The sequence below is a fragment of the Brevibacillus sp. FSL K6-0770 genome (genome assembly GCF_038000275.1).
Taxonomy (GTDB): domain Bacteria; phylum Bacillota; class Bacilli; order Brevibacillales; family Brevibacillaceae; genus Brevibacillus; species Brevibacillus parabrevis.
Map to the genome: position 1 here is coordinate 5,349,569 of NZ_JBBOBQ010000001.1, position 20,800 is coordinate 5,370,368.

Below are 20,800 nucleotides of genomic sequence, written 5' to 3' on the forward strand. Positions count from 1 at the left end.
TTTAAGCTCTGATAAGCCAGAAATTCGAACAAATGTTTGTCTTCATCCTTCGACAGATTATACCGATAATAAGTAGTAGTGTACAAGTATGTACGGTTAGACTCGCCACCTTCAGGGAGGATCGACATGTCAGATATCGGAACCACCGTTAAAAATAATCCTTATATACAGCCACACATGAGCTACCAGGGCAAAAAAGAGTTCTCGGCAGAGCTGGATAACAATGCGTTCATGAAGCTTTTGCTGGAACAGTTGAAGCATCAGGACCCTACATCCCCGATGGATAACTCGCAGTTCATTCAGCAAACGAGCATGATGACCATGGTGGAGCAAATGAAAAAGATGTCCACTTTGATGGAGCAATCCAACAACAGCATGCTGACGCTGGAAAAATACGAAGCGCTGACGGGTCGCACCGCAACCTACTCCCTCACGACCAAAGACGAAGTAACGGGAGAAACTGCGACTCAAACAAAAGAAGGCGTGCTGGAAGCCGTCTACATGGACAAAGGCAAAATATACTTCCGCATTACTGGAGAGACTAACCCGATTCCGCTTGCAGACATCAAAGGACTGGAGTCGCAAGGCATGACGGGGAATGCGCTGGACAGCAGTCTCAAGTTCATGAATATGATCGGCAAAGACGTTTCGTACAAAACGACCAAAGAAATAGACAAAGACGGAAACCCGGCTACTACGGACGACATCACAAAAGTCGACGAAATCGCCAACGCCGTCATCACCGGGTTCACAACAAAAGACGGAATCACTCAGTTCTCGCTGAACAACGGTCAGACGGTCAAGCTCGATCAGGTCGTCGGCATGAGCGTGAAGCCGGAAAACAATGCCATGAGCAACTCGTTGCAATATGCACAAATGATCGGTTTCAACGTCACTTACACAGAAAGCCAAACCAACACGGACGGTTCAAGCTCAAACAACAGCCTGAATGGCGTCATCAAGGCTGTCAGCATGAAAAACGGCATCGTAGAGTTCGTCTTGGCTGATGACAAAAAAATTGCGCTGAATCAAATCACCGGATTTGAAGCGAGCGCCTAGTCTAGTTACACACAAAAGCCGCCTCTTCTGTAACGCAGAAAGAAGGCGGCTTCTTATTTTTGCTTATTCTTTGATAATGGTCTGCCCCGTCAAAGCATCAACGTACACCGTCGTGTCAATCTTGGCATTTGCTCCGCAGAAGCAGTGCGCGCGAGTTTGCCGGAAAGACAGGTCGTAGCCCAGTTTAAAGGTAATCGCATTCGTCTGCGCATCCCGCTGGTGAATGTAGTTCAGTTCAAGCGGCAATACGCCGAGTAACCGATCCATGGCAGCCTGCTCCTTGATCGCCTTGGAGCTTGCAGGGTACACCACGTTTTCCGGACGGTTTATGCTGACTTCTTCGATTTTGCCCGTCCATGAATTTACTTTGACCGTATACATGCCAGCTTCTTCACTCTGTCCGATTCGGTAGACCGGGACATTTCCCAGCAGTGGATCAAGAGCCAGCGAGGTGTACTTCTCGTCGCCGATATCCGTCACTCGCAGCTGGTTGCTGCCGGAAAGAACAAGCCGCTTCAACAGCATTTCCACTGTTTTGCGATCGCGGTTTTTGTCGGTTTTGGCAGCAGCCCCTGGTTCATTCGCCTGTCTGTAAATAAACTGCTGCATCTGTCCCGTCTTGGCATCTGTTACGAGCATGATGTGCTGCCCCTCAGCCTTACTGACGCCCTCTGGGAACTGGCCGATTTGGTATTTCTTGTCCTGGTCAGTTGCGTCCTTTTGGAAGTGGCCCCAGATAAAATAGCGCACAGCCTCACCGTTGTCGTGTTTCTCCTCCAAAATGGTCATCGGCAATCTTGCCGTTTCCAGTTTGAACAGGATGCGCAGCAAGTTGCGTGCCTCTTTCTCCGTTTGGGCCGTCCATTTTTCTCCTGTACCGGTTACATTTAAAATTTGCGGCAATTTGTCAGGTGCGGCCAACTTTTTACCGCTCGCGGCATCCACTGCGCTTCCTGTATGTTCATTCGCAATGATGCCGCCTTTAACGATATAGGCAAGCTTCGCTTCCGTCCGGTTTGGCTGGTCCTGCTCCGGCAACAAATAGACCAGCTCCAGCGGTCGGCTCGCCTTCCATTGCGTCAGAGCTTGTGCAGGAGACAAGACGCGTTGCGCGGAAGGAAGCGTCGCAGGATTTATTTTTTCGTACAAGCGTCCGTCAAATGTTTCAAACGCGATGATCCGTCCCGCTGCGTCAAAGCTGACAAAGTTGTCGTAGGCGTCGTCCAACGCTACATTGTTTACTTTGCGGACGAGTCTGACCGTGAGTTTGCCGCCTGCTTTCGTCACTTCTCTGGCCTGATACGTGCTGCCTGATGCAGCCAAGCCCGCGACAAACGCCTGCGCCCGAGCCTTCGCCTGCTGCTCGGTAGGAAAAGCCGGCTTCGTAGCCGCTTTGGGAGCAAGTTCGAGTTTGAGCAAATTACCTGTGGCCGAATCAAAGATGGCTCCGTCTACTGCCTTGTTTGCCTCAGCAGCGGAAAGCGCAAAAGAAACCTTTGCTCCACTGACTCCGGGACCATCCACATCCCCAACGTACACAACGTGCCGTGCAGACAGTTCAGGCAAAAGGCGAACCAGTGTTTGAATCCCTTTTGTTACAGGAACAGGGACAGCAACAACTTCCTGGGCACGCGCTACTGCTCCTGACGCAGCCGCCTTGTCAGGGCTAGTGCTGGCTCCCGCAAGTGGCACCACGATCAGACTTGTCGCGGCTAATGCTCCAGTCAAGACACACAGGACCGTTTTTTTGATTTCGGACAAATGCCTCACTCCCCTTTTTTCCTCGTACATTAAGACGTTCCAGTTCCGCATAAGTTTCTGAATAGACAAACACATCAAGAAAAAATTTTTTATCGAATCCGTTCCTTTTATGAAAAAAAGGCGTGCAACATCTGTCGCACACCTTCTCTTCCCCTTTGCTCAAGCGCCTACATTCAGTTTTTCAAGCTTTTGCTTGATCAGCTCAACTACGCTGGAGCGTTTCAAATCGACAAATACGCGAGTGGTTGCATCCGGCACTACGATAATGCCCAACTGATGATGGTTGCCAGCGTAGACTGCACACTGCACGAACTTCAGCTCTCCATCGCGCGTGAGCACTTCCATTTTGCAAAAAGCCGAGTTGGCTTGCAAGGCCGGATACAAATCCGTCTTATCCCGCACTGGAATGCCGTTCACTTTGACGATGATCTCCCCTGGAGCAATCCCGATTTCTTCCGCCCGCGTGCCCGGAATGACTCCCATCACCTTGATGCCGCGCGAGGATTGGATGAAATACGGTGACCGCTGCCGCTCTTTTAGCTGACTCCAGAAAAATAACGCTTCGTGTCCGAATAACGCGAACAAAGCGGCGAGCAGAACAAGCGGCATAAACAACACCGACAAGGCGCAAAGCGCCAAAAGCCCGATAGCGTACCAGATAAGGCTTTTGGAAATTTGCTTTGCCTTGCTGCGTGGTGTCATCGTTTGGGTCATATCGGAAAAACCGGTGACCGTAGGCAACAGCAACAAGCCAAAGGAAGCAAGCTCACCCGAAAAAAACGGCCAGCCCGGATACAAAGTGCCGCTGATCGTTCCCGGCTCGACCTGAACAAACAGGGCAAGCGGAGTCAGCCAGAAAGAATGCAACAAATACGCACCGACAATGCGCCCGCGCTGCCCTTCGACAAACAGCGGCGAAGCATCTCTGCCTCCGTTCCAGCGGACGAGCATCGCTTCAATCAAATGCATGATCGCCACCAAGGCAAGCAGCGGCACTGGCTTGGCTTGCAGCAGCATTGTCCAGACAGGACCAATGACCTCGACGTCTTTCAGCCCCGGAGCTACTTGGGCAATTGTGTGCAAAATCGCGAGCAAGCCTGCGGCATACGCGAAGCAAAGAAAACGTAAACGAATCAGCGCCAACAGCAGAGCCAATCCCCATAAAATCCATAAATCTTGCGCCTGTACAACTACTCCCAGTCCTGCAGCGAGAAGAGAGATGCAAAGTCCCCCTACTACGCCCATGCCTGCCGCCCGGATTGTCGAAAGGAGCGGTGTTTGCATGCGTGCGGCAAACAGCTGCCTTTCCAGGTTCATTTGCCTGCGATAGTGCAAGTAAATGAAGCCGAGAAACAGGTAAAAGACGGGGTTGAGAAAAAACGCGGCAAAGCCATATGCAATGGAAAGCATATCTGCCTGAATCGCCAAATGCCTCACCTCAAATAGAAAAAAGAAAACCACGACATGTGATTTGCCGTGGTTATCATTTCTACGGAAACAAGGGGATTCCCTGCTTCCATATTCTTGTTATTTTCATTACTTGCCGCTGACAACGTCCAGAGCCTTCTGCAATTGCAGGTCATTCTCCGGTTTGCGCATGGTCTCGCGCAAGCTGTCTTCCAGTTGACTGCGCGTGGCAGCGTCCACTTTCCCGGTTACAGGAAGCTTCTTCGCGGTTTGGAACTGCTTGATTGCCTGCTCCGTCTTCTCATCGAAGTAGCCGTCATCACGACCTGGCGACAAATTCAGTCCGGTCAGGATCAGTTGCAGATTCTTCACGTCGTTGCCCGCCATGTCCTTGGCAAGCTCCTTGTCCGCTGGCAGTTGCGTCGCATTGAAATACTCAGGCTGCGCGACTTTGAAGTCCGGTTCGATCCCTTTTTTGTGAATCCATTCGCCGCTTGGCGTAACCCATTTGGCGATAGTCAGCTTCAACTGGCTCTTATCTGTCATTTCCATCGTGCTTTGGACAGTTCCTTTGCCGAAGCTCTTTTCACCGACCAGCTTGTAGTGTCCGCTGTCGCGCATCGCGCCCGCCAAAATCTCCGAGGCGCTTGCGCTGCCCCCGTTGATCAGGACGGTGATTGGATACGGTTTGGCCGCATCTGTCATAGAACGATACTCTTCTTTTTGCTGTCCGCCAGTACCGTACTCAATGGCGACGATGACTCCTTTTTTCGGCACGAGCACTTCGCCGATTTCCTTGACTGCGAGCAAGTAACCGCCCGGATTGCCGCGCACGTCGATGACGAGTCCGCCAATCCCCTTTTTCTCCAGGGAAGCCAATTGATCTTTGAAGTGTTTCGCTGTCTCCGTCGAGAATTGGGTAATGGCGATCACGCCAACCTTCACGCCGTTTTTCTCAAGGATTTGGCTGTTCACTGTCTCGATCGGAATATCGTCACGGATGCACACGATGTTCAGCGGTTCCGCTACGCCTGCCCGAACGACTTTCAGTACAGCCTTCGTACCTTTTGGCCCGCGAATTTTCGTCACGGCCTGGTGCAAATCCAGACCCTCCAGCGATTCGCCGTTGACGCTCAAAATCTGGTCGTTTGGTCTGAGACCTGCCCGTTCAGCCGGGGAGCCTTTGAATGGCGAGACGACGGTAACCCGTCCATTTTGCATCGTTACCTCTGTCCCGATTCCCTGGAAGGTCGAATGCAGTGTAGAGGTAAACTCTTCTGCCGATTTCGGGTCCATGTAATCGCTGTACGGATCTTCCAAAGCCCCAACCATGCCGCCGATTGCGCCTTCTACCAACTGATCGTTGGTGACAGTTTGAATGTAATCTTTTTTAATCGCTGTAAAAGCTTCGTACAGCTTTTTGAACTCCTGCGGATATTCCGAGCTTCCCGAAAACACTGTGCTGGTAGAAGCCGTCAAGGCGCCACTCTGTGTTGCGTTCGCGCTGGCTGAAGTCTTCATCAGCGCTATGGTCAAAAAGCTGCTGGCTACCATCGAAATGAGCACAAGCGCTAATACAGTACGTCCTTTCCATCTCACTACTCACGTCACCATCCTTTGTGCTACCGGCAAAAAGATATGCTGCTAGTGTATGCATTCCCCGTTAGCAATATTTGTCTGGCTGCCCGCTGCATGACTATTTCAGGTACGGCATTGGGTTGACAGCAACGTCATTTTTGTAGACGGTAAAATGAACGTGATTTCCGGTAGATCGGCCTGTGGAGCCGACTTCTGCGATCTTCTGGCCTCTCGATACAGACTGTCCCGTAGACACTTTGATTCCGCCCTCGCGAATGTGTCCGTAGAGAGTGACCAGATCAGCGCTGTGCCTGATCATGACCGTATTGCCAAAACCATTGTAATACCCGGCATAAATTACGACACCGTCAGCCGCAGCCATGATCGTCGTTCCTTTATGAGCTGCCATGTCTACACCATTATGCCCAGCTGAACGTCCTGTAAACGGGTCGGTTCGCACCCCGAAGCCCGAGCTGAAGCGAAATTGTCCGTCTGCAACCGGCAAGGCCAGCTTGCCGCCCTTGTAGCCTGTGCTCGACGCGCTCATCGCCCGCACCCGCTCCGCGTACTTGGCGGATTCTTGCTTCGTGAACTCGATCAACTGCTGTCCATACTGCTCCAGGTCTTCTTCCAGAGCAGCTTCTTTCTTCTTCAGTTCAGCCTTGACCACGAGACTGTGCTTGTACTGCTTGTCCAGTTCGGCTTTGAGTGCTTCCGCCTCGTCAAGCATCCCTGCATAAACAGTCAGCTGGTGCTCGATCTCTTTCTTTTTTGTCTCGACTGTTTCTTTGTCGCGAATATTGTCTTCTAGAATACGCGTATCCTGCTCAAGAATCAACTGCAAACCCTCCATGCGGGTCAGGAAGTCGCCGAAATCGGACGATCCGAGAAGAACGTCCAGATAGGAGACATTTCCGCGCTCGTACATGGATTTTACCCGGGTTTTCAACAAGGTTTCCCGTTTTGCCACCCGATCTTTTGCTTCATCCAGTTCATCTTGCGCATTGGCAGCCTTTTCCTTCGTTTCATTCATTTGCTGCTCCAGCTTGTCCAACTTGCTTTGTGTTTCATTGCGGCGCAAGTCGATCGTCATGAGCTGTGTTTGCAAATCTTGCTGCTCCTTTTGCACGGCACCGATTTGCTGCTCAGCTTGCTTCATTTGCTGTTGCTGCTGCTTTTTCTTCTTTTGTATTTCCTTCAACTCTCGATTGATCTTGTCCAAAGATGCTTTGCTGGCTGCCCAGCTCACGTTAGTCGGGATCGCTGAACCGGCCAAAAGGCCAGTGATCAAGAGTGTTGCTAGGATCATCCTCTTTCTCATGATACTCCTCCCACGTTTTCCAATGTTAAACTCGCAGGAAGCGGCGAACTGACACCAGGCTTCCCCAGATTCCGATAAACGCGCCAATCGCCAGCAAAGCGAGGGCTACCTGATACACCAATGGGAACAATGGCAATAGATTGAACAGTTGGGAAGCTTCAAAGCTGGAATGAATGGCATCCAGCAGGTAGTAGTAGCCAACTGCCAACAAAATGATCGGGATTAATGCCCCGGTTACACCCATGAGCAATCCTTCTACAAAGAACGGCCAGCGAATAAACCAGTTCGTGGCGCCAACAAGCTTCATGATCTCGATTTCTCTGCGCCTTGCTACAATGGTCAGCTTGATCGTGTTGGCGATCAGGAACATGGCGGTGAAGCCCAGACCGATAATGAAGGCGATCCCTACGTTTCTTACCGTGTCAGTGGCAGCAAACAGCTTTTCGACTGTTCCTTCCCCGTAGTTCAAGCTTCTGACCGATTTCATTTGCTTGATTTGATTGGCGACAGCAGGCGTGTCCTGCGGCAGCTTCGTCTTGACGACAAACGAGTCGGGAAGCGGGTTCCCTTTTTCCAAGCCGTCAAAAAGGTACGCCTTGTCCCCCATACTCTCCTTGAACTGCTTCAAGCCTTCGTCCTTGGAAATAAACTCGACAGACTCCACTGTCGGCATGTTGCGCACGCTTTGTTCAAATTTTTGCAAGTCTTCCTTGGAGGTAAGATCCGCCATGAAGACCCTGATTTCCACTTGTTTTTCGACTGATTTCGCAAAATAGTTGACGTTCATCGCCAAAATCAGGAAGACGCCAAGAATGAACAGAGTAAACGTAACGGCACTGACTGACGCGAACGACATCCAGCCGTTCCGGTTGAGGTTTTTGACCCCTTCACGGACGTGGCGTCCCAGCGTTCTAATCTTCATAACCGTAATCCCCTCTCTGCTCATCACGGGCAATTTGTCCTGCTTCGATGGCAATGACCCGTTTTCTCATGGTGTTCACAATCTCCCGGTTGTGCGTAGCCATGACGACTGTTGTGCCGCGCTGATTGATTTCCTCAAACAGCTTCATGATCTCCCACGACGTCTCGGGGTCGAGGTTCCCTGTCGGCTCGTCGGCAATGATGATGCCTGGGCTGTTCACCAGCGCCCGTGCCAGTGCCACCCGCTGCTGTTCGCCACCGGACAGCTCGCTTGGCAACATTTTCGCCTTGTGCTTCAATTTGACCAGACCCAGCACATCCATGACACGCGGCTTGATCTGTTTTGGATTGCTTTCAATTACTTCCATCGCAAATGCGACATTTTCGAATACAGTGAGTGTCGGCAACAGTTTGAAATCCTGGAAGACAACCCCGATGCTGCGGCGAACGAGCGGAATTTGCCGCTCCTTGATCCGGCTTACGTTGAAGCCGCCCAGAAAAATTTGGCCTTTGGTCGGTTTCTCTTCGCGGTACATGAGCTTGATAAACGTGGACTTCCCTGCTCCACTCGGCCCAACCACATACACAAATTCGCCTTTTTCAATCCGAATGTTGATACCCTTTAGTGCATTCGTGCCGTTCGGGTACGTTTTCCAAACATCAAACATCTCGATCAAGCAAATCACATCCTACATAGTCAGATCCTTCTATATTCTCTTGATCCTGATTTTTATTTCTCTGCCGAAATGCTGCTGATTCAGGCAAAATCGACAAAACCCCTCTTCCCTCTGGCAACCTCTGTTGTTCGATGTTGAAAAACAGCGAGATTACCCATCTTATTTATTATACCACCCTGTTTCGCGGATGGTATCCACTAAATCTCTTATTTCTTGTCGAAAGCGTCGCGTTTTCTCTTCCATCCGACACGATTTGTTACCGAAAAGTTTACGAAACGCCACCAAGCCAAACTTTTTTGGCGAAGCCTCAGCACATCGCTGGCTGGCATGCATCCGGGCAGTTCGTTAAAATGTAGCTATGCAAGACGATGAAGGAGCTGACATGATGGAAAACTTCGTTTACTATAACCCGACTCAACTCATTTTCGGCCGAGGCCAACTGGCCCAGCTGGAAGATAAAGCGAAGCAGCTTGGCAGCACGGTTCTGCTCGTGTACGGCGGTGGCAGCATCAAGCGCTCCGGCCTGTATGACAAGGTTGTCTCGCTGCTTCAAGCTGCTGGCAATCGCGTGCTGGAGCTTCCAGGCGTAGAGCCAAACCCGCGTCTTGGCACTGTGCAAAAAGGGATCGACCTGTGCCGCGCTGAAGGCGTCGACTGGATTTTGGCAGTGGGCGGCGGCAGCGTGATTGACGCAGCAAAAGCAGTTGCGGTCGGCGTTCCTTACGAAGGCAACGTGTGGGATTTCTATACGCGCAAAGCAGTAGCCGAAAAAGCTTTGCCGCTCGGCACCGTCCTGACGCTCGCTGCGACCGGCTCGGAAATGAATCGCGGCAGCGTCGTAACCAACTGGGACACACAAGAAAAGCACGGGGCTGGAACTACTTTCCCGACCTTCTCCATTCTCGATCCGGAAAATACGTTCAGCGTCCCGCGCGATCAGACCATTTACGGAATCAGCGATATTTTGTCACACGTTTTTGAGCAATACTTCACGCACACGAGCGAAATTCCGCTCCAAACCCGTTTTGCCGAGGCGATCATGAAAACCGTCATCGAAAACGCCGAGCGCGTTCTGGACAATCCGCAAGATTACGACGCGCGCGCCAACATCCTGTACAGTGGGACGATGGCTTTGAACGGAACGTTGCCTGTCGGCGTGACGACTGACTGGGCTACGCACTCCATCGAGCACGCCGTAAGTGCCGTGTACGATATTCCTCACGGCGGCGGCCTGGCGATCATTTTCCCGAAATGGATGCGGTATGTGTATAAGGAGAACGTGGCGCGATTCGTCCGTTTTGCCGTGGAAGTATGGAATGTCGATCCCGCCGGAAAAACGGACGAGGAAGTGGCGCTTGAGGGAATCGCTGCTGTAGAAGCGTTCTTTGCCCGAATCGGAGCCCCTACCCGTCTCGCTGACTATCAAATTACGGACGAGCATCTGGAACTTATGGCCCAGAAAGCAACTCCTTTTGGTCCGATTGGTCAGTTCAAAACATTAACCAGTGCAGACGTCCACGAAATTTTGCGCATGTCTCTGTAAAAAATCATAGCTGCCGACCAAGGAAAAACGCCGCGCTCTCGCAAGAGTCGCGGCGTTATTGTTTCGTGTCGTGGATTTGCGGCCCGGCCAATTTGCTCCTCCACTTGTACACGATCAGCATCAGCACGGGAAGCCCGATCGAATAGGTAAAGTCGTAATACGGCCAGTATTGCGAGATGATGCTGCCATACACAACCATGTTTGGCGTAAAAATATTTGCCATGACCAACAGCATGACCATGTACGGCAACGTAAGCACAGGCATATCTTGAATGCGGAAAACGTGACGAAGTCCCAGTTGAAAAAACACACTGTAAATCGTGATCTTGGCGTTCACAGCGATGAACCAGACCACGGCGAGAATGACTTCCAGCCGCTGAATGAACGTCCCGATCTTTATTTGCTTCGCCAGGACGTACGACGGGTACATATGGCGCGCTGTCTGGTCAGCGCCCAGTACGAGGATGCACATAAAAATAACGATCGCAAGCACCATCCCGCCCAAAAAAGCCCCTTTCAAAAAATGCCGCATCCGCTTTTGAATGGGTGAAACGTACGGCAGAATCGCCAAAAATATAACCAACTCTGAAAAAGGAAACGCAACGGAAGGGATGGCACCTGCCACAATCGGCTTCCAGCCATTTTCCATCACGGGCTGCAGCCGGGAAAGATCAGCTTGCGGAATCAGGGAAAGAATGAGCAGCACGAACAGGAAAAAGAAGGTGTAAAAATAAATTTGCGCAGAGTAGGCCACCGTTTGCAGCCCGAGCCGCACTCCGAACATGATGAGAATAACGAGCAACAGCTGAATCGCGATGCTCGGCGTGTCATTCAAAAGATACGTCCCGACAAAATCTCCTGTTTCCAAGACGTGAGCTGAGGCTGAAAAAAACGTGTACCAGACGAAGGAGAGCGTAATCATGGTGCCCAGGACACGCCCGAATAATCGATCGATAAACGAAAAAAAGCTTACATTCGGATAGCGCTTGCCCACTGCGATCAGCAGCAGCACATTGCCCAGTCCGATGACAAGCCCGATCATGACTGCAATCCAGGCGTCCTGTTTCGCGAGATCGGCTGAGATAGCCGGCAGGACAAGTACAGAATCTCCAATCGTTACGAGGGTAACCAGCATCATAAATTGTCGGGGACTGATTTTGTAATTGTCCAGCATGATGATTTTGCCCGCTTTCGACCTTATGACCTTTTCACAATTATTTCCCCATACGCCCCCAGCTAAACGCCAAGCCCCGCCTCCGCTCCCCTCAAATTCATTTTTGCATGAAAAAAACGGACAGGCTCGCTGCCTATCCGTCCTCATGCTTTAGTCAAACTGCTCGATTATGCGGGTGATCCGACATCGATCAACGATTCAATCATCACTTTTTGACTGTTTTTATCTACCCAGACGTGCGTCTCTTTTAGCTTGTTCTGGAACCAGGCAATCTGTGCTTCTACCTGATTGCGCGCTGTACCGCCCAGCACGTTGCGGGCATTTACGACCGTCTCTACTGCCAGCGCATCGTACACGTCTGCCCCGATCACGCCCGAGAAGCTTTGGAACTCCTCCAGAGTCAAGTCGAGCAAATATTTTTGCTGCTCGATGCAGTACAGAACGGTTCTGCCCACGACTTCATGCGCCTGGCGGAACGGCATGTTTTTGCGCACCAAGTAATCCGCCAAATCAGTCGCATTGGAGAAATCGTTGGTGACAGCCTGACGCATGCGTTCTGTTCTCACCTGCATGGTCTGGATCATCGGCGTGAGCAGAGCAAGAGCGCCATGAATCGTCGCCACGGTATCGAACATGCCTTCCTTGTCTTCCTGCATGTCTTTGTTGTACGCCAGCGGCAAGCCTTTGAGCACAGTCAACAAACCAAACAGATTGCCGTACACACGGCCCGTTTTTCCGCGCACAAGCTCGGCGACATCCGGATTTTTCTTCTGCGGCATGATGCTGGAACCTGTGCAAAAGGCATCATCCAGCTCGACAAACGAGAACTCCTGGCTGCTCCAGATGACGAGCTCTTCACACAGACGGGACAAATGCGTCATCAAAAGCGAAGCGTCAGCCAAAAACTCGACGATGAAATCGCGATCGCTAACCGCGTCCATGCTATTTTGATAAATGCCGTCAAATTGCAGCATCTCAGCCACAAACGTACGGTCGATCGGGAACGTCGTGCCTGCCAGGGCACCGGCGCCAAGTGGCAGCACATTCACGCGATTCCACGTCTCGGTCATCCGCTCGATGTCACGCTGAAGCATCGAAACATACGCCATCAGGTGGTAGCCGAACAGGACAGGTTGCGCACGTTGCAAATGCGTATAACCCGGCATGACGGTATCAAGGTGCTGACTGGCTTGCGCAAGCATCGCTTCCTGCAGGTACATCGCCAACTGGATGATCTCCATCAGCTTCTCTCTGAGGTACAGGTGCATATCCAGGGCAACCTGATCGTTGCGGCTGCGTCCGGTGTGAAGCTTGCCCCCCACCGGACCGATTTCCTCAATCAGCATTTTCTCGATATTCATATGAACATCTTCGTGCGCGACCAAAAACTCGGCCTGCCCACGCTCGATTTTGTCTTTTACTTTTTTCAAGCCCGCGATGATTTGACGTACTTCCTCCATCGGCAGGATGCCGCACTTGCCCAGCATGGCAACATGAGCCAGGCTGCCGACGATGTCCTGACGCCACATCTTCTGGTCAAAAGAGATAGAAGCTGTATACTCTTCTACGAGCTGATTCGTCGGCTTCGTGAAGCGTCCTCCCCACAGTTTCATTGCGTGATCGCATCCTTTTCATCCAAAATCTTGATCGCCGTATTTTTGTTCTCATGCAATACGCCTTCGTTCACTTGCGCGTATACTTTTGTCGGCAATCCCCACAGCTTGATGAAACCAAGCGCTGCTTTGTGATCGAACTGATCGCCTGCATTGTAAGTAGCCAGCTCGTGGCTGTAGAGTGTCGAAGCAGATTTGCGGCCCACTACAATCGCATGTCCTTTGTGCAGCTTCACGCGAACGACACCTGTTACGTGCTTTTGCGTTTCTTCGATGAACGCCTGAACGGCATTGCGGATTGGCGAATACCACAGACCTTCATAGATCACTTGCGCCATTTTTTGCTCCACAATCGGCTTGAATTGCGCTACTTCACGAGGCTGCGTCAAAAATTCCAGCTCGCGGTGCGCGAGAATCAGGGTAGTCGCAGCAGGTGTTTCGTACACCTCGCGGGATTTGATGCCCACCAGGCGGTTTTCTACGTGGTCGATGCGGCCTACGCCGTGGTTTCCGGCAATTTTGTTCAGCTTCAGGATCAGTTCGGACAATGGCAGCTCCTCGCCGTTCAGCGCAGTTGGCTTGCCCTGGACAAACGTGATCTCGATTTCTTCCGCTTCTTCTGGAGCGTCTGCGATTGATTTCGTCAGATCGTACGCACCTTCTGGCGGCGCTGCCCACGGATCTTCCAGGACGCCGCACTCGCAGCTTCTGCCCCACAGGTTTTGGTCAATGCTGTATGGATTGTCCAGATCAATCGGGATCGGGATATTGTTCTTTTTCGCATATTCAATCTCTTCGTCGCGAGTCCAGCCCCATTCGCGAACAGGCGCCACGATTTTGATATCCGGATTCAAGGCAGTGAAGGATACGTCGAAACGCACCTGGTCGTTTCCTTTTCCTGTGCAACCGTGCGCTACCGCTACAGCGCCTTCTTTTTCTGCGATCTCAACCAGCACGCGAGAAATCAGGTAACGAGACAAAGCCGACACGAGCGGGTATTTGCCTTCGTACATCGCATTTGCTTTCAGGGCAGGCAGGACAAATTCTTCTGCGAATGCTTCCTTCGCATCAACAACGATGGATTTGAGCGCTCCTACTTGAAGTGCTTTTTTCTGGACGAAATCGAGGTCTTTGCCCTCCCCTACATCCAAAGCAACCGCGATGACGTCAAAATTGTACGTGTCTTGCAACCATTTAATTGCTACCGATGTATCTAAACCGCCAGAGTAGGCCAAAACAATTTTATCTTTTGCCATTATTCTCTCTCCCCGTTTCAAGTGATCTCTTATGTGAGTAATTATACAAACGAGTTAATAAAAATACAACCACTTTTCGCATTTATTTGCGAGATTTTCACAGACAAAATTAGTCAGCCGTTTTTTACCCGAAAAAGCGGCAAGCTACCCGCTTTTTCCACATGTGCCATTCGCCAGTTCCCATCGCATAGGCGTTTTTCGCCATTTTATCGCGCTCTGAGCCGATCCAGACTTGCCGCTTGTGCCTTTTGTATAGGCGAAAAATTCTGTTTATTCAAAACCGACTCTGTGCTGCCTCCCGCTCGCTTCTCGCCCGCTTTTTGGCGTGCATAAAACTGTATTTATGCATAGAAAAGTGTATTCATGCGAAATGAAGCTGCGGCGACGATAGGAATGACTCCCATTCAGGGAGAATCCATATAGTTATACGCTTTGGGACTTTCAAAGCCGGATGGGAGGAACAGATGAAGCAAATTTTTCTGGTGCGCCACTGCCAGGCTACAGGCCAAGAACCAGAAGCGGCGCTCACTGAACGTGGAGCGGCCCAAGCCGAGCAGTTGGCATCGTTTTTTGCCGCTTACCCGATCGACCGCATTATCTCCAGTCCGTATCGGCGGGCGCTGGCTACGATCGAGCCATTTGCTCGCAAGCAAGGCATCCCGATAGAAACGGACGAGCGCCTGGAAGAACGCGTGCTTTCCAGCGTGCCTCGCCCTGACTGGTATGAGCGGTTGCGCGATACGTTCGCTGACCTTTCTCTCAAGCTGGAGGGTGGCGAGTCCAGCCAGGAGGCAATGGATCGGGCCTGCGCAGTCATCCACGAACTGTTGCAAAGCGAAAGCGACCAGACTTTTGTGCTTGTCACACACGGCTGTCTGCTCGCCCTCGTCCTGAAAGCTTTCGACGAGCGGATTGGCTTTTCCGACTGGGAGCAGCTTCGCAATCCAGACGTATTTCACCTCACACAAAGCCGGGAAAAATGGCAGCTAACCAGGATTGAGCTGTAGCTGAGCGTGCGTCCAAACAAAAAACAGTTACAAGGGCCAGGTTCAAAACACTGTGCCTCTTGTAACTGTTTTTTTAGTTTGCCGTTTCTTCGGCAATCGCAAATCACAAATTCACGGCCTGTTCGGCTTCATTACGCGTATCTCTACACGAGCGCTGCCAAAACTGCTTTTTGCGCGTGCAAGCGGTTTTCAGCCTGATCGAAAATAACCGAGCTTGCGCCGTCAATGACTCCCGCGCTCACTTCTTCGCCACGGTGCGCTGGCAAGCAGTGCAGGAACAAGTAATGGCGATCCGCATGTGCTACCAGTTGCTCGTTCACCTGGTACTCGGCGAATGCCTTCAGGCGCACTTCGTTTTCTTCTTCAAAGCCCATGCTGGTCCATACGTCTGTGTAAACAGCGTCTGCCCCTGCGACTGCCTCTACCGGATCATGCGTCACGATCATTTTTCCGCCGCTCTTTTTCGCGTACTCGACCGCTTTTGCTACGATGGCAGCATCCATCTCATAGCCAACCGGCGTTGCCACGCGCACTTCGAGTCCGAGCAAAACGGCTGCCAGAACGAGCGAGTTGGCTACGTTGTTCCCGTCGCCCACATAGGCGAGCTTGACGCCTTTGAGCTTGCCTTTGTGCTCCCAGATCGTCAGCATGTCAGCCAGTGCCTGGCATGGATGGTACAAATCCGTCAAACCGTTGATGATCGGAATAGAGGCGTGTTCAGCCAACTCTTCCACGTAAGAGTGCGAGAACGTGCGAATCATGATCGCATCGACGTAGCGCGACAATACTTTTGCCGTATCGCTGATTGGCTCTCCGCGTCCCAGTTGCAATTCCTTGCCGCTCATGAACATTCCGAGCCCGCCAAGCTGGTGCATCCCTACTTCAAAGGAAACGCGCGTACGAGTCGAAGCCTTGTCAAAAATCATGCCCAACGTCTTGCCTTGCAAAGGCGTAAACGGCTGTCCCAGCTTTTGCAGCTGCTTGATGTGCGCCGCAAGATGGAGCAACTCCATCAATTCTTCACCGCTGAACTCATCGACACGCAAAAAGTCTTTTCCTTTATGCTTTTGCAGGGGCAAGTTTTGAAAGTGTTCCAATATCTTCACTGGCTGCATGAGAGCCACCTCTTTTCATCATAATGGACTTCACATATAACGAGAATGTATCTGTTGCACAGAACAGCGGAACTCCTTGCTGCACCATGCGGCTGCGCAAGGCAAACCCTCTTCTGCCCTGTTGGTTTCCTTTTGTAGCGGTAATCAGCGCAAAGGCTGCCTGCTCTTTTTGCAGCAATTGATTCCAGGCCGCTTCGTCTTCCACGACATGTTTGACCGAAACGCCCGACGCTGCCAGCCATTCGGCCGTACCAGCCGTTGCCGCTAGAGCCGCTCCTTCTGCTTGCAGCTGTCCGATCAGCTTGCCGACTTCTTCCTTTTTGTCTGCGTCAGTCAGCGAGACCATGACCAGCTTGCCTGTTTGCCAGTCGCCGTACAGATTGTCCTTGAAGGCAAACGCTTTTCCGGCCGCTTCCTCAAACGTCCGTCCCAGTCCCAACACCTCTCCGGTAGACTTCATCTCAGGACCGAGAACCGGGTCCACGCCATTCAGTTTGATCGTGGAAAAGACAGGTGCTTTGACGACGGCAAATGGGATGTCCGGCAGCAAGCCTGTTCCGTATCCCATATCCGCCAGCTTTTCACCCAATTGAGCCTTTACAGCCAACTGGACCATCGGGATGCCTGTCACCTTGCTCGTGATTGGCACGGTACGCGATGCACGCGGGTTTACCTCCAGCACATACACGGTATCCGTGTCGATGACGAACTGGATGTTGATCAGACCGACCGCTCCCATTTCGCGGGCGATCGCTTCTGTATAGCTGGCGATTTTGCTCTTGATTTCAGCAGATAGGGCCGGAGCCGGGAAAAGCGCCACACTGTCACCAGAGTGAATCCCCGCTTTCTCCACGTGTTGAAAAATTCCCGGGATCACGACAGACTGCCCATCGCAAACCGCATCAACTTCGGCTTCCCGACCTGGTACGTATTTATCGACCAAAAGCGGGAAAAACGCGCTGCTTTGCGGATGATTCAGCCATTCACTGATCGTCGCTTCCAGCTCTGCGATGTCGTGTACAACCACCATTCCTTGTCCGCCGATGACGTACGAAGGCCGCATCAAAACAGGGAAGCCAATCTCTTCTGCGATCGCGGTCGCATCTTCCAGAGACGACACCCCTTTGCCCGGGATGTGCGGAATGTCGAGCTTGCGCAGCATAGCGTAGAACAGCTCGCGATCCTCTGCCCGTTCAATGGCAGCAAGTGACGTGCCCATTACCTTCAACCCGGCCTGCTCCAGCTTTGCCGCCAGATTGATCGCCGTTTGCCCGCCAAACTGAACCATGACTCCTTCTACCTGTTCACGTTCGGCAACGTGCAGCACATCTTCCACATGCAGCGGCTCAAAGTAAAGGTGGTCAGCCGTCTCATAATCCGTACTCACAGTTTCCGGATTGTTGTTTACGACGACAGCGGAAATTCCGCTTGTTTGCAAAGCTTTTGCGGCGTGGACAGAGCAGTAGTCGAACTCGATGCCTTGCCCGATGCGGATCGGGCCGGAGCCGAGCACCAGAACTTTTCGTCCGGTCAATGTCTCGACTTCATCTACTCCTTGCCAATCCGAATAGTAGTACGGTGTCTGTGCGTCGAACTCTGCCGCGCACGTATCCACAATTTTATAAGTAGGCGTAATGTTCGCTGTCTCGCGCTGTTGTTTGATTTGCAAAGGCGTTGCTCCGGTCAGCGAAGCGATTGTTTCATCCGCAAAACCGAGACGTTTGGCAGCCAACAGCAGCTCTGTGGAGAGCGTGCTGCTGTCGTGAGCCGACAGCTCGACTTCCATGTCGACGATTTTGCGCAAGCTCCGCAGGAAAAACGGATCTACCCCTGTCAGGCCGTGCAACTGTTCTTCTGTGAACCCTTTGCGGATCGCTTCGGCGAAAACGAACAAACGGATATCAGTCGCATCCTGCAAAGCTTGAGCCAGCTCTTCATTCGTCCAGGAAGCAAGCTCCGGGCGAGACAGGTGTGTGCAGCCTTGCTCCAGCGAGCGAACGGCCTTCAACAAGCCAGCCTCCAGATTGCGGGCGATGGACATGACTTCACCCGTTGCCTTCATCTGCGTACCCAGCTTGCGGTCAGCGTGCGGGAACTTGTCAAACGGAAAGCGCGGAATTTTTACCACGATGTAGTCCAAAGCAGGCTCAAAGCTGGCATACGTGTAACCCGTAATCGGGTTGATCACTTCGTCCAGCCCATAGCCCAATGCCAGCTTGGCAGCGATCCGCGCAATCGGATAGCCTGTCGCCTTGGAAGCCAACGCACTCGAGCGGCTCACCCGCGGGTTGACTTCGATCAGCACGTAGCGGTCAGAATCGGGATCGAGGGCAAACTGGATATTGCAGCCGCCTACTACGCCCAGCGAGCGGATCACTTTTGTCGAAGCGCTGCGCAACATTTGATACTGGCGGTCTGTCAAAGTTTGCGATGGCGCCACGACGATGCTGTCTCCCGTGTGGATGCCCACCGGGTCCAAATTTTCCATATTGCAGACGATGATGCAGGTGTCGTTGGCATCCCGCATGACCTCGTATTCAATCTCTTTCCAGCCTTTTACGCTCCGCTCGATCAGCACTTGCCCGATCGGGCTGGCTGCGATGCCGCCCGCCGCAACTTTGCGCAGAGCAACTTCATCCTCAGCGATGCCGCCCCCTGCTCCACCCAATGTATAGGCAGGACGGACGATGACGGGATAGCCGATGGAGTTGGCAAATTGAATGGCCGCTTCTACGGATTCCACTGTGTCGCTCTCGGGAACCGGCTCTCCGATTTGTTGCATCAACTGCTTGAACAGTTCACGGTCTTCCCCGTTTTGAATGGCGGCAAGCGGCGTTCCCAGCAGCTGTACCTGATACTTTTCCAGGACTCCCGCTTCCGCCAGGGAAACGGCGAGATTCAGTCCGGTCTGTCCGCCCAGTGTAGGCAAAAGGCCGTCCGGGCGCTCCTTGGCGATAATCTCGGTCACCGATTCCACGGTGAGCGGCTCCAGATACACTTTGTCTGCTACTTGCTCATCTGTCATGATCGTCGCCGGGTTGTTGTTCACCAGCACGACCTGCACGCCCGCTTCTTTCAACGAAAGGCAGGCTTGTGCTCCGGCGTAATCAAATTCGGCCGCCTGACCGATAACGATCGGGCCAGAACCGATAACCAAAACTTTGTGAATGTGTGGCAATTTAGGCATATCTCTTCGCTCCTACTACACGCATCGATTGCAAGAATTGGTGGAATATATGGGAAGTATCGCTCGGTCCGGGATGCGCCTCCGGATGGTACTGCACGCTGAACACGGGCAGACTCACATGGCGCAGCCCTTCTACCGAGCCGTCATTTACATTTCGGTACGACACGGCCAACTGGCGTTTGTCCAGAGCTTCTTCTTTAACGACATATCCGTGGTTTTGCGAGGTCATGTATACCTTGCCCGTCATCATGTCCTTCACCGGATGGTTGCTTCCGCGGTGGCCGTAAGCAAGCTTCTCTGTTTTGCCGCCGTACATCAGCGCCAGCACTTGATGGCCCAGACAGATGCCAAGTGTCGGGTACTGCTCAACCGCTTTTCGCCATTCGCTGCAATACGCGAGCAGATGCTCCGGATCTCCAGGGCCGTTGGAAAACAGCAGTCCGTCTGGCGCAAGCGCGTTGATTTGGGCAAATGTCGTATCAAACGGCACCACCGTGACACGGCATCCCAGTTCCAACAGCGAATCGAGAATCGATTTTTTCATTCCGAGATCGACCAGCACGACATGCTCGCCTGTACCCGGGTAACGCTCGATTTGATTCGTGGAAACGTTCGCTACCAATGATTTTTTCGCATGCTTGTAGCGCAGTGACGCCACTTCAGCCGCTTGCATAGGCTGACCGGAAATCACACCGAAGACCGGACCATTTTGCCGCACGCGCTTCGTAATGGTTCGGGTATCGATTCCGGCCAGGATCGGAAAGCCGAAGTCTTCCGCCGCCTGGGCCAGTGTCTTGGTCGACTCGTAATGGCTAGGCTCTGTGCACAGCTCGCTGACGATCATTCCCGTCAATGCCGGCTTGGCTGCTTCATAATCTTTTTCATTGATCCCGTAGTTCCCGATCAATGGATATGTGAAGGTGACGATCTGTCCCGCAAAGGAAGGGTCAGTCATGACTTCCTGATAGCCCGTCATCCCTGTATGAAAAACCACTTCTCCGAATCCGTTAATGGGAGCACCGTAAAGCTGTCCTGCGAATACCTCGCCGCTCTCCAACGTGAGGTATCCCGTTCCCAGTGATTGATTCTCTCTGTTCATCCGTGAAGCCACTCCTCTCCAATAGGCACGTCTAGACGCCAACTGGCGCATATGATCAGGTGAATAATTCATTCACTTGTAT

Annotated in this window: 15 protein-coding genes; 3 read left to right on the plus strand and 12 right to left on the minus strand. The window is 52.2% G+C overall.

Annotation, left to right across the window (positions count from 1 at the left end; all coding sequences use genetic code 11):
• The first annotated feature begins 126 nt into the window (after window positions 1-126).
• On the plus strand, window positions 127-1,059 hold the full coding sequence (locus NST23_RS25425; protein ID WP_122966106.1) for a flagellar hook assembly protein FlgD: 933 nt from the start codon (window positions 127-129) through the stop codon (window positions 1,057-1,059).
• 63 nt (window positions 1,060-1,122) lie between these two features.
• Here the strand turns inward: NST23_RS25425 and NST23_RS25430 are convergent, their stop codons facing one another.
• The 6 genes from NST23_RS25430 to ftsE form a co-directional block, all read right to left on the minus strand.
• On the minus strand, window positions 1,123-2,829 hold the full coding sequence (locus NST23_RS25430) for a hypothetical protein (RefSeq protein ID WP_340964882.1): 1,707 nt from the start codon (window positions 2,827-2,829) through the stop codon (window positions 1,123-1,125).
• A gap of 150 nt (window positions 2,830-2,979) precedes the next feature.
• Window positions 2,980-4,248: a PDZ domain-containing protein gene (locus tag NST23_RS25435; protein ID WP_122966104.1), complete on the minus strand. Its 1,269-nt coding sequence runs from the start codon at window positions 4,246-4,248 to the stop codon at window positions 2,980-2,982.
• A gap of 108 nt (window positions 4,249-4,356) precedes the next feature.
• The gene (locus NST23_RS25440) at window positions 4,357-5,826 is read right to left on the minus strand and encodes a S41 family peptidase (protein ID WP_122966103.1); all 1,470 of its coding nucleotides are present in this window, start codon (window positions 5,824-5,826) and stop codon (window positions 4,357-4,359) included.
• A gap of 97 nt (window positions 5,827-5,923) precedes the next feature.
• Window positions 5,924-7,126 carry a murein hydrolase activator EnvC family protein gene (locus NST23_RS25445; protein WP_122966102.1) on the minus strand — a complete coding sequence of 401 codons (1,203 nt, stop codon included), beginning with the start codon at window positions 7,124-7,126 and terminating at the stop codon, window positions 5,924-5,926.
• 25 nt (window positions 7,127-7,151) lie between these two features.
• A complete protein-coding gene (ftsX, locus tag NST23_RS25450) occupies window positions 7,152-8,048 on the minus strand; it encodes a permease-like cell division protein FtsX (RefSeq protein WP_122966101.1) in 897 nt (298 codons plus the stop codon).
• Entirely contained in the window at window positions 8,038-8,724 is a 687-nt protein-coding gene (gene ftsE / locus NST23_RS25455; RefSeq protein ID WP_063229295.1) for a cell division ATP-binding protein FtsE, read from the minus strand. The genes ftsX and ftsE overlap by 11 nt, the downstream gene beginning before the upstream one ends.
• A gap of 385 nt (window positions 8,725-9,109) precedes the next feature.
• Between ftsE and NST23_RS25460 the strand changes: the two genes are divergently transcribed.
• Window positions 9,110-10,267, plus strand: coding sequence for an iron-containing alcohol dehydrogenase (locus tag NST23_RS25460; RefSeq protein ID WP_063229294.1), 1,158 nt, complete (start codon window positions 9,110-9,112; stop codon window positions 10,265-10,267).
• A 55-nt stretch (window positions 10,268-10,322) separates the two neighbouring features.
• On the opposite strand, the gene NST23_RS25465 is transcribed toward NST23_RS25460, so the two are convergent.
• The 3 genes from NST23_RS25465 to NST23_RS25475 form a co-directional block, all read right to left on the minus strand.
• On the minus strand, window positions 10,323-11,441 hold the full coding sequence (locus NST23_RS25465; RefSeq protein WP_122966099.1) for a GerAB/ArcD/ProY family transporter: 1,119 nt from the start codon (window positions 11,439-11,441) through the stop codon (window positions 10,323-10,325).
• A 167-nt stretch (window positions 11,442-11,608) separates the two neighbouring features.
• Window positions 11,609-13,054, minus strand: a complete 1,446-nt coding sequence (gene argH / locus NST23_RS25470; protein WP_122966098.1) for an argininosuccinate lyase — start codon at window positions 13,052-13,054, stop codon at window positions 11,609-11,611.
• A complete protein-coding gene (locus NST23_RS25475; protein ID WP_063229292.1) occupies window positions 13,051-14,310 on the minus strand; it encodes an argininosuccinate synthase in 1,260 nt (419 codons plus the stop codon). Before NST23_RS25475 ends, argH begins: the two co-directional genes overlap by 4 nt.
• 464 nt (window positions 14,311-14,774) lie before the next feature.
• Here NST23_RS25475 and NST23_RS25480 point away from each other — a divergent pair, with 464 nt between their 5' ends.
• Window positions 14,775-15,317, plus strand: coding sequence for a histidine phosphatase family protein (locus NST23_RS25480; protein ID WP_340964883.1), 543 nt, complete (start codon window positions 14,775-14,777; stop codon window positions 15,315-15,317).
• Window positions 15,318-15,460: 143 nt separating this feature from the next.
• Here the strand turns inward: NST23_RS25480 and argF are convergent, their stop codons facing one another.
• Genes argF through NST23_RS25495 form a run of 3 tightly spaced genes read right to left on the minus strand, consistent with a single transcriptional unit; the run spans window position 15,461 to window position 20,718 of the window.
• Window positions 15,461-16,432, minus strand: coding sequence for an ornithine carbamoyltransferase (argF, locus tag NST23_RS25485; RefSeq protein ID WP_122966120.1), 972 nt, complete (start codon window positions 16,430-16,432; stop codon window positions 15,461-15,463).
• Complete coding sequence (carB, locus tag NST23_RS25490) at window positions 16,377-19,619, minus strand: carbamoyl-phosphate synthase (glutamine-hydrolyzing) large subunit (protein WP_340964885.1); 3,243 nt, start codon at window positions 19,617-19,619, stop codon at window positions 16,377-16,379. The genes argF and carB overlap by 56 nt, the downstream gene beginning before the upstream one ends.
• Window positions 19,612-20,718: a carbamoyl phosphate synthase small subunit gene (locus tag NST23_RS25495; protein WP_340964887.1), complete on the minus strand. Its 1,107-nt coding sequence runs from the start codon at window positions 20,716-20,718 to the stop codon at window positions 19,612-19,614. Before NST23_RS25495 ends, carB begins: the two co-directional genes overlap by 8 nt.
• Window positions 20,719-20,800 lie beyond the last annotated feature (82 nt).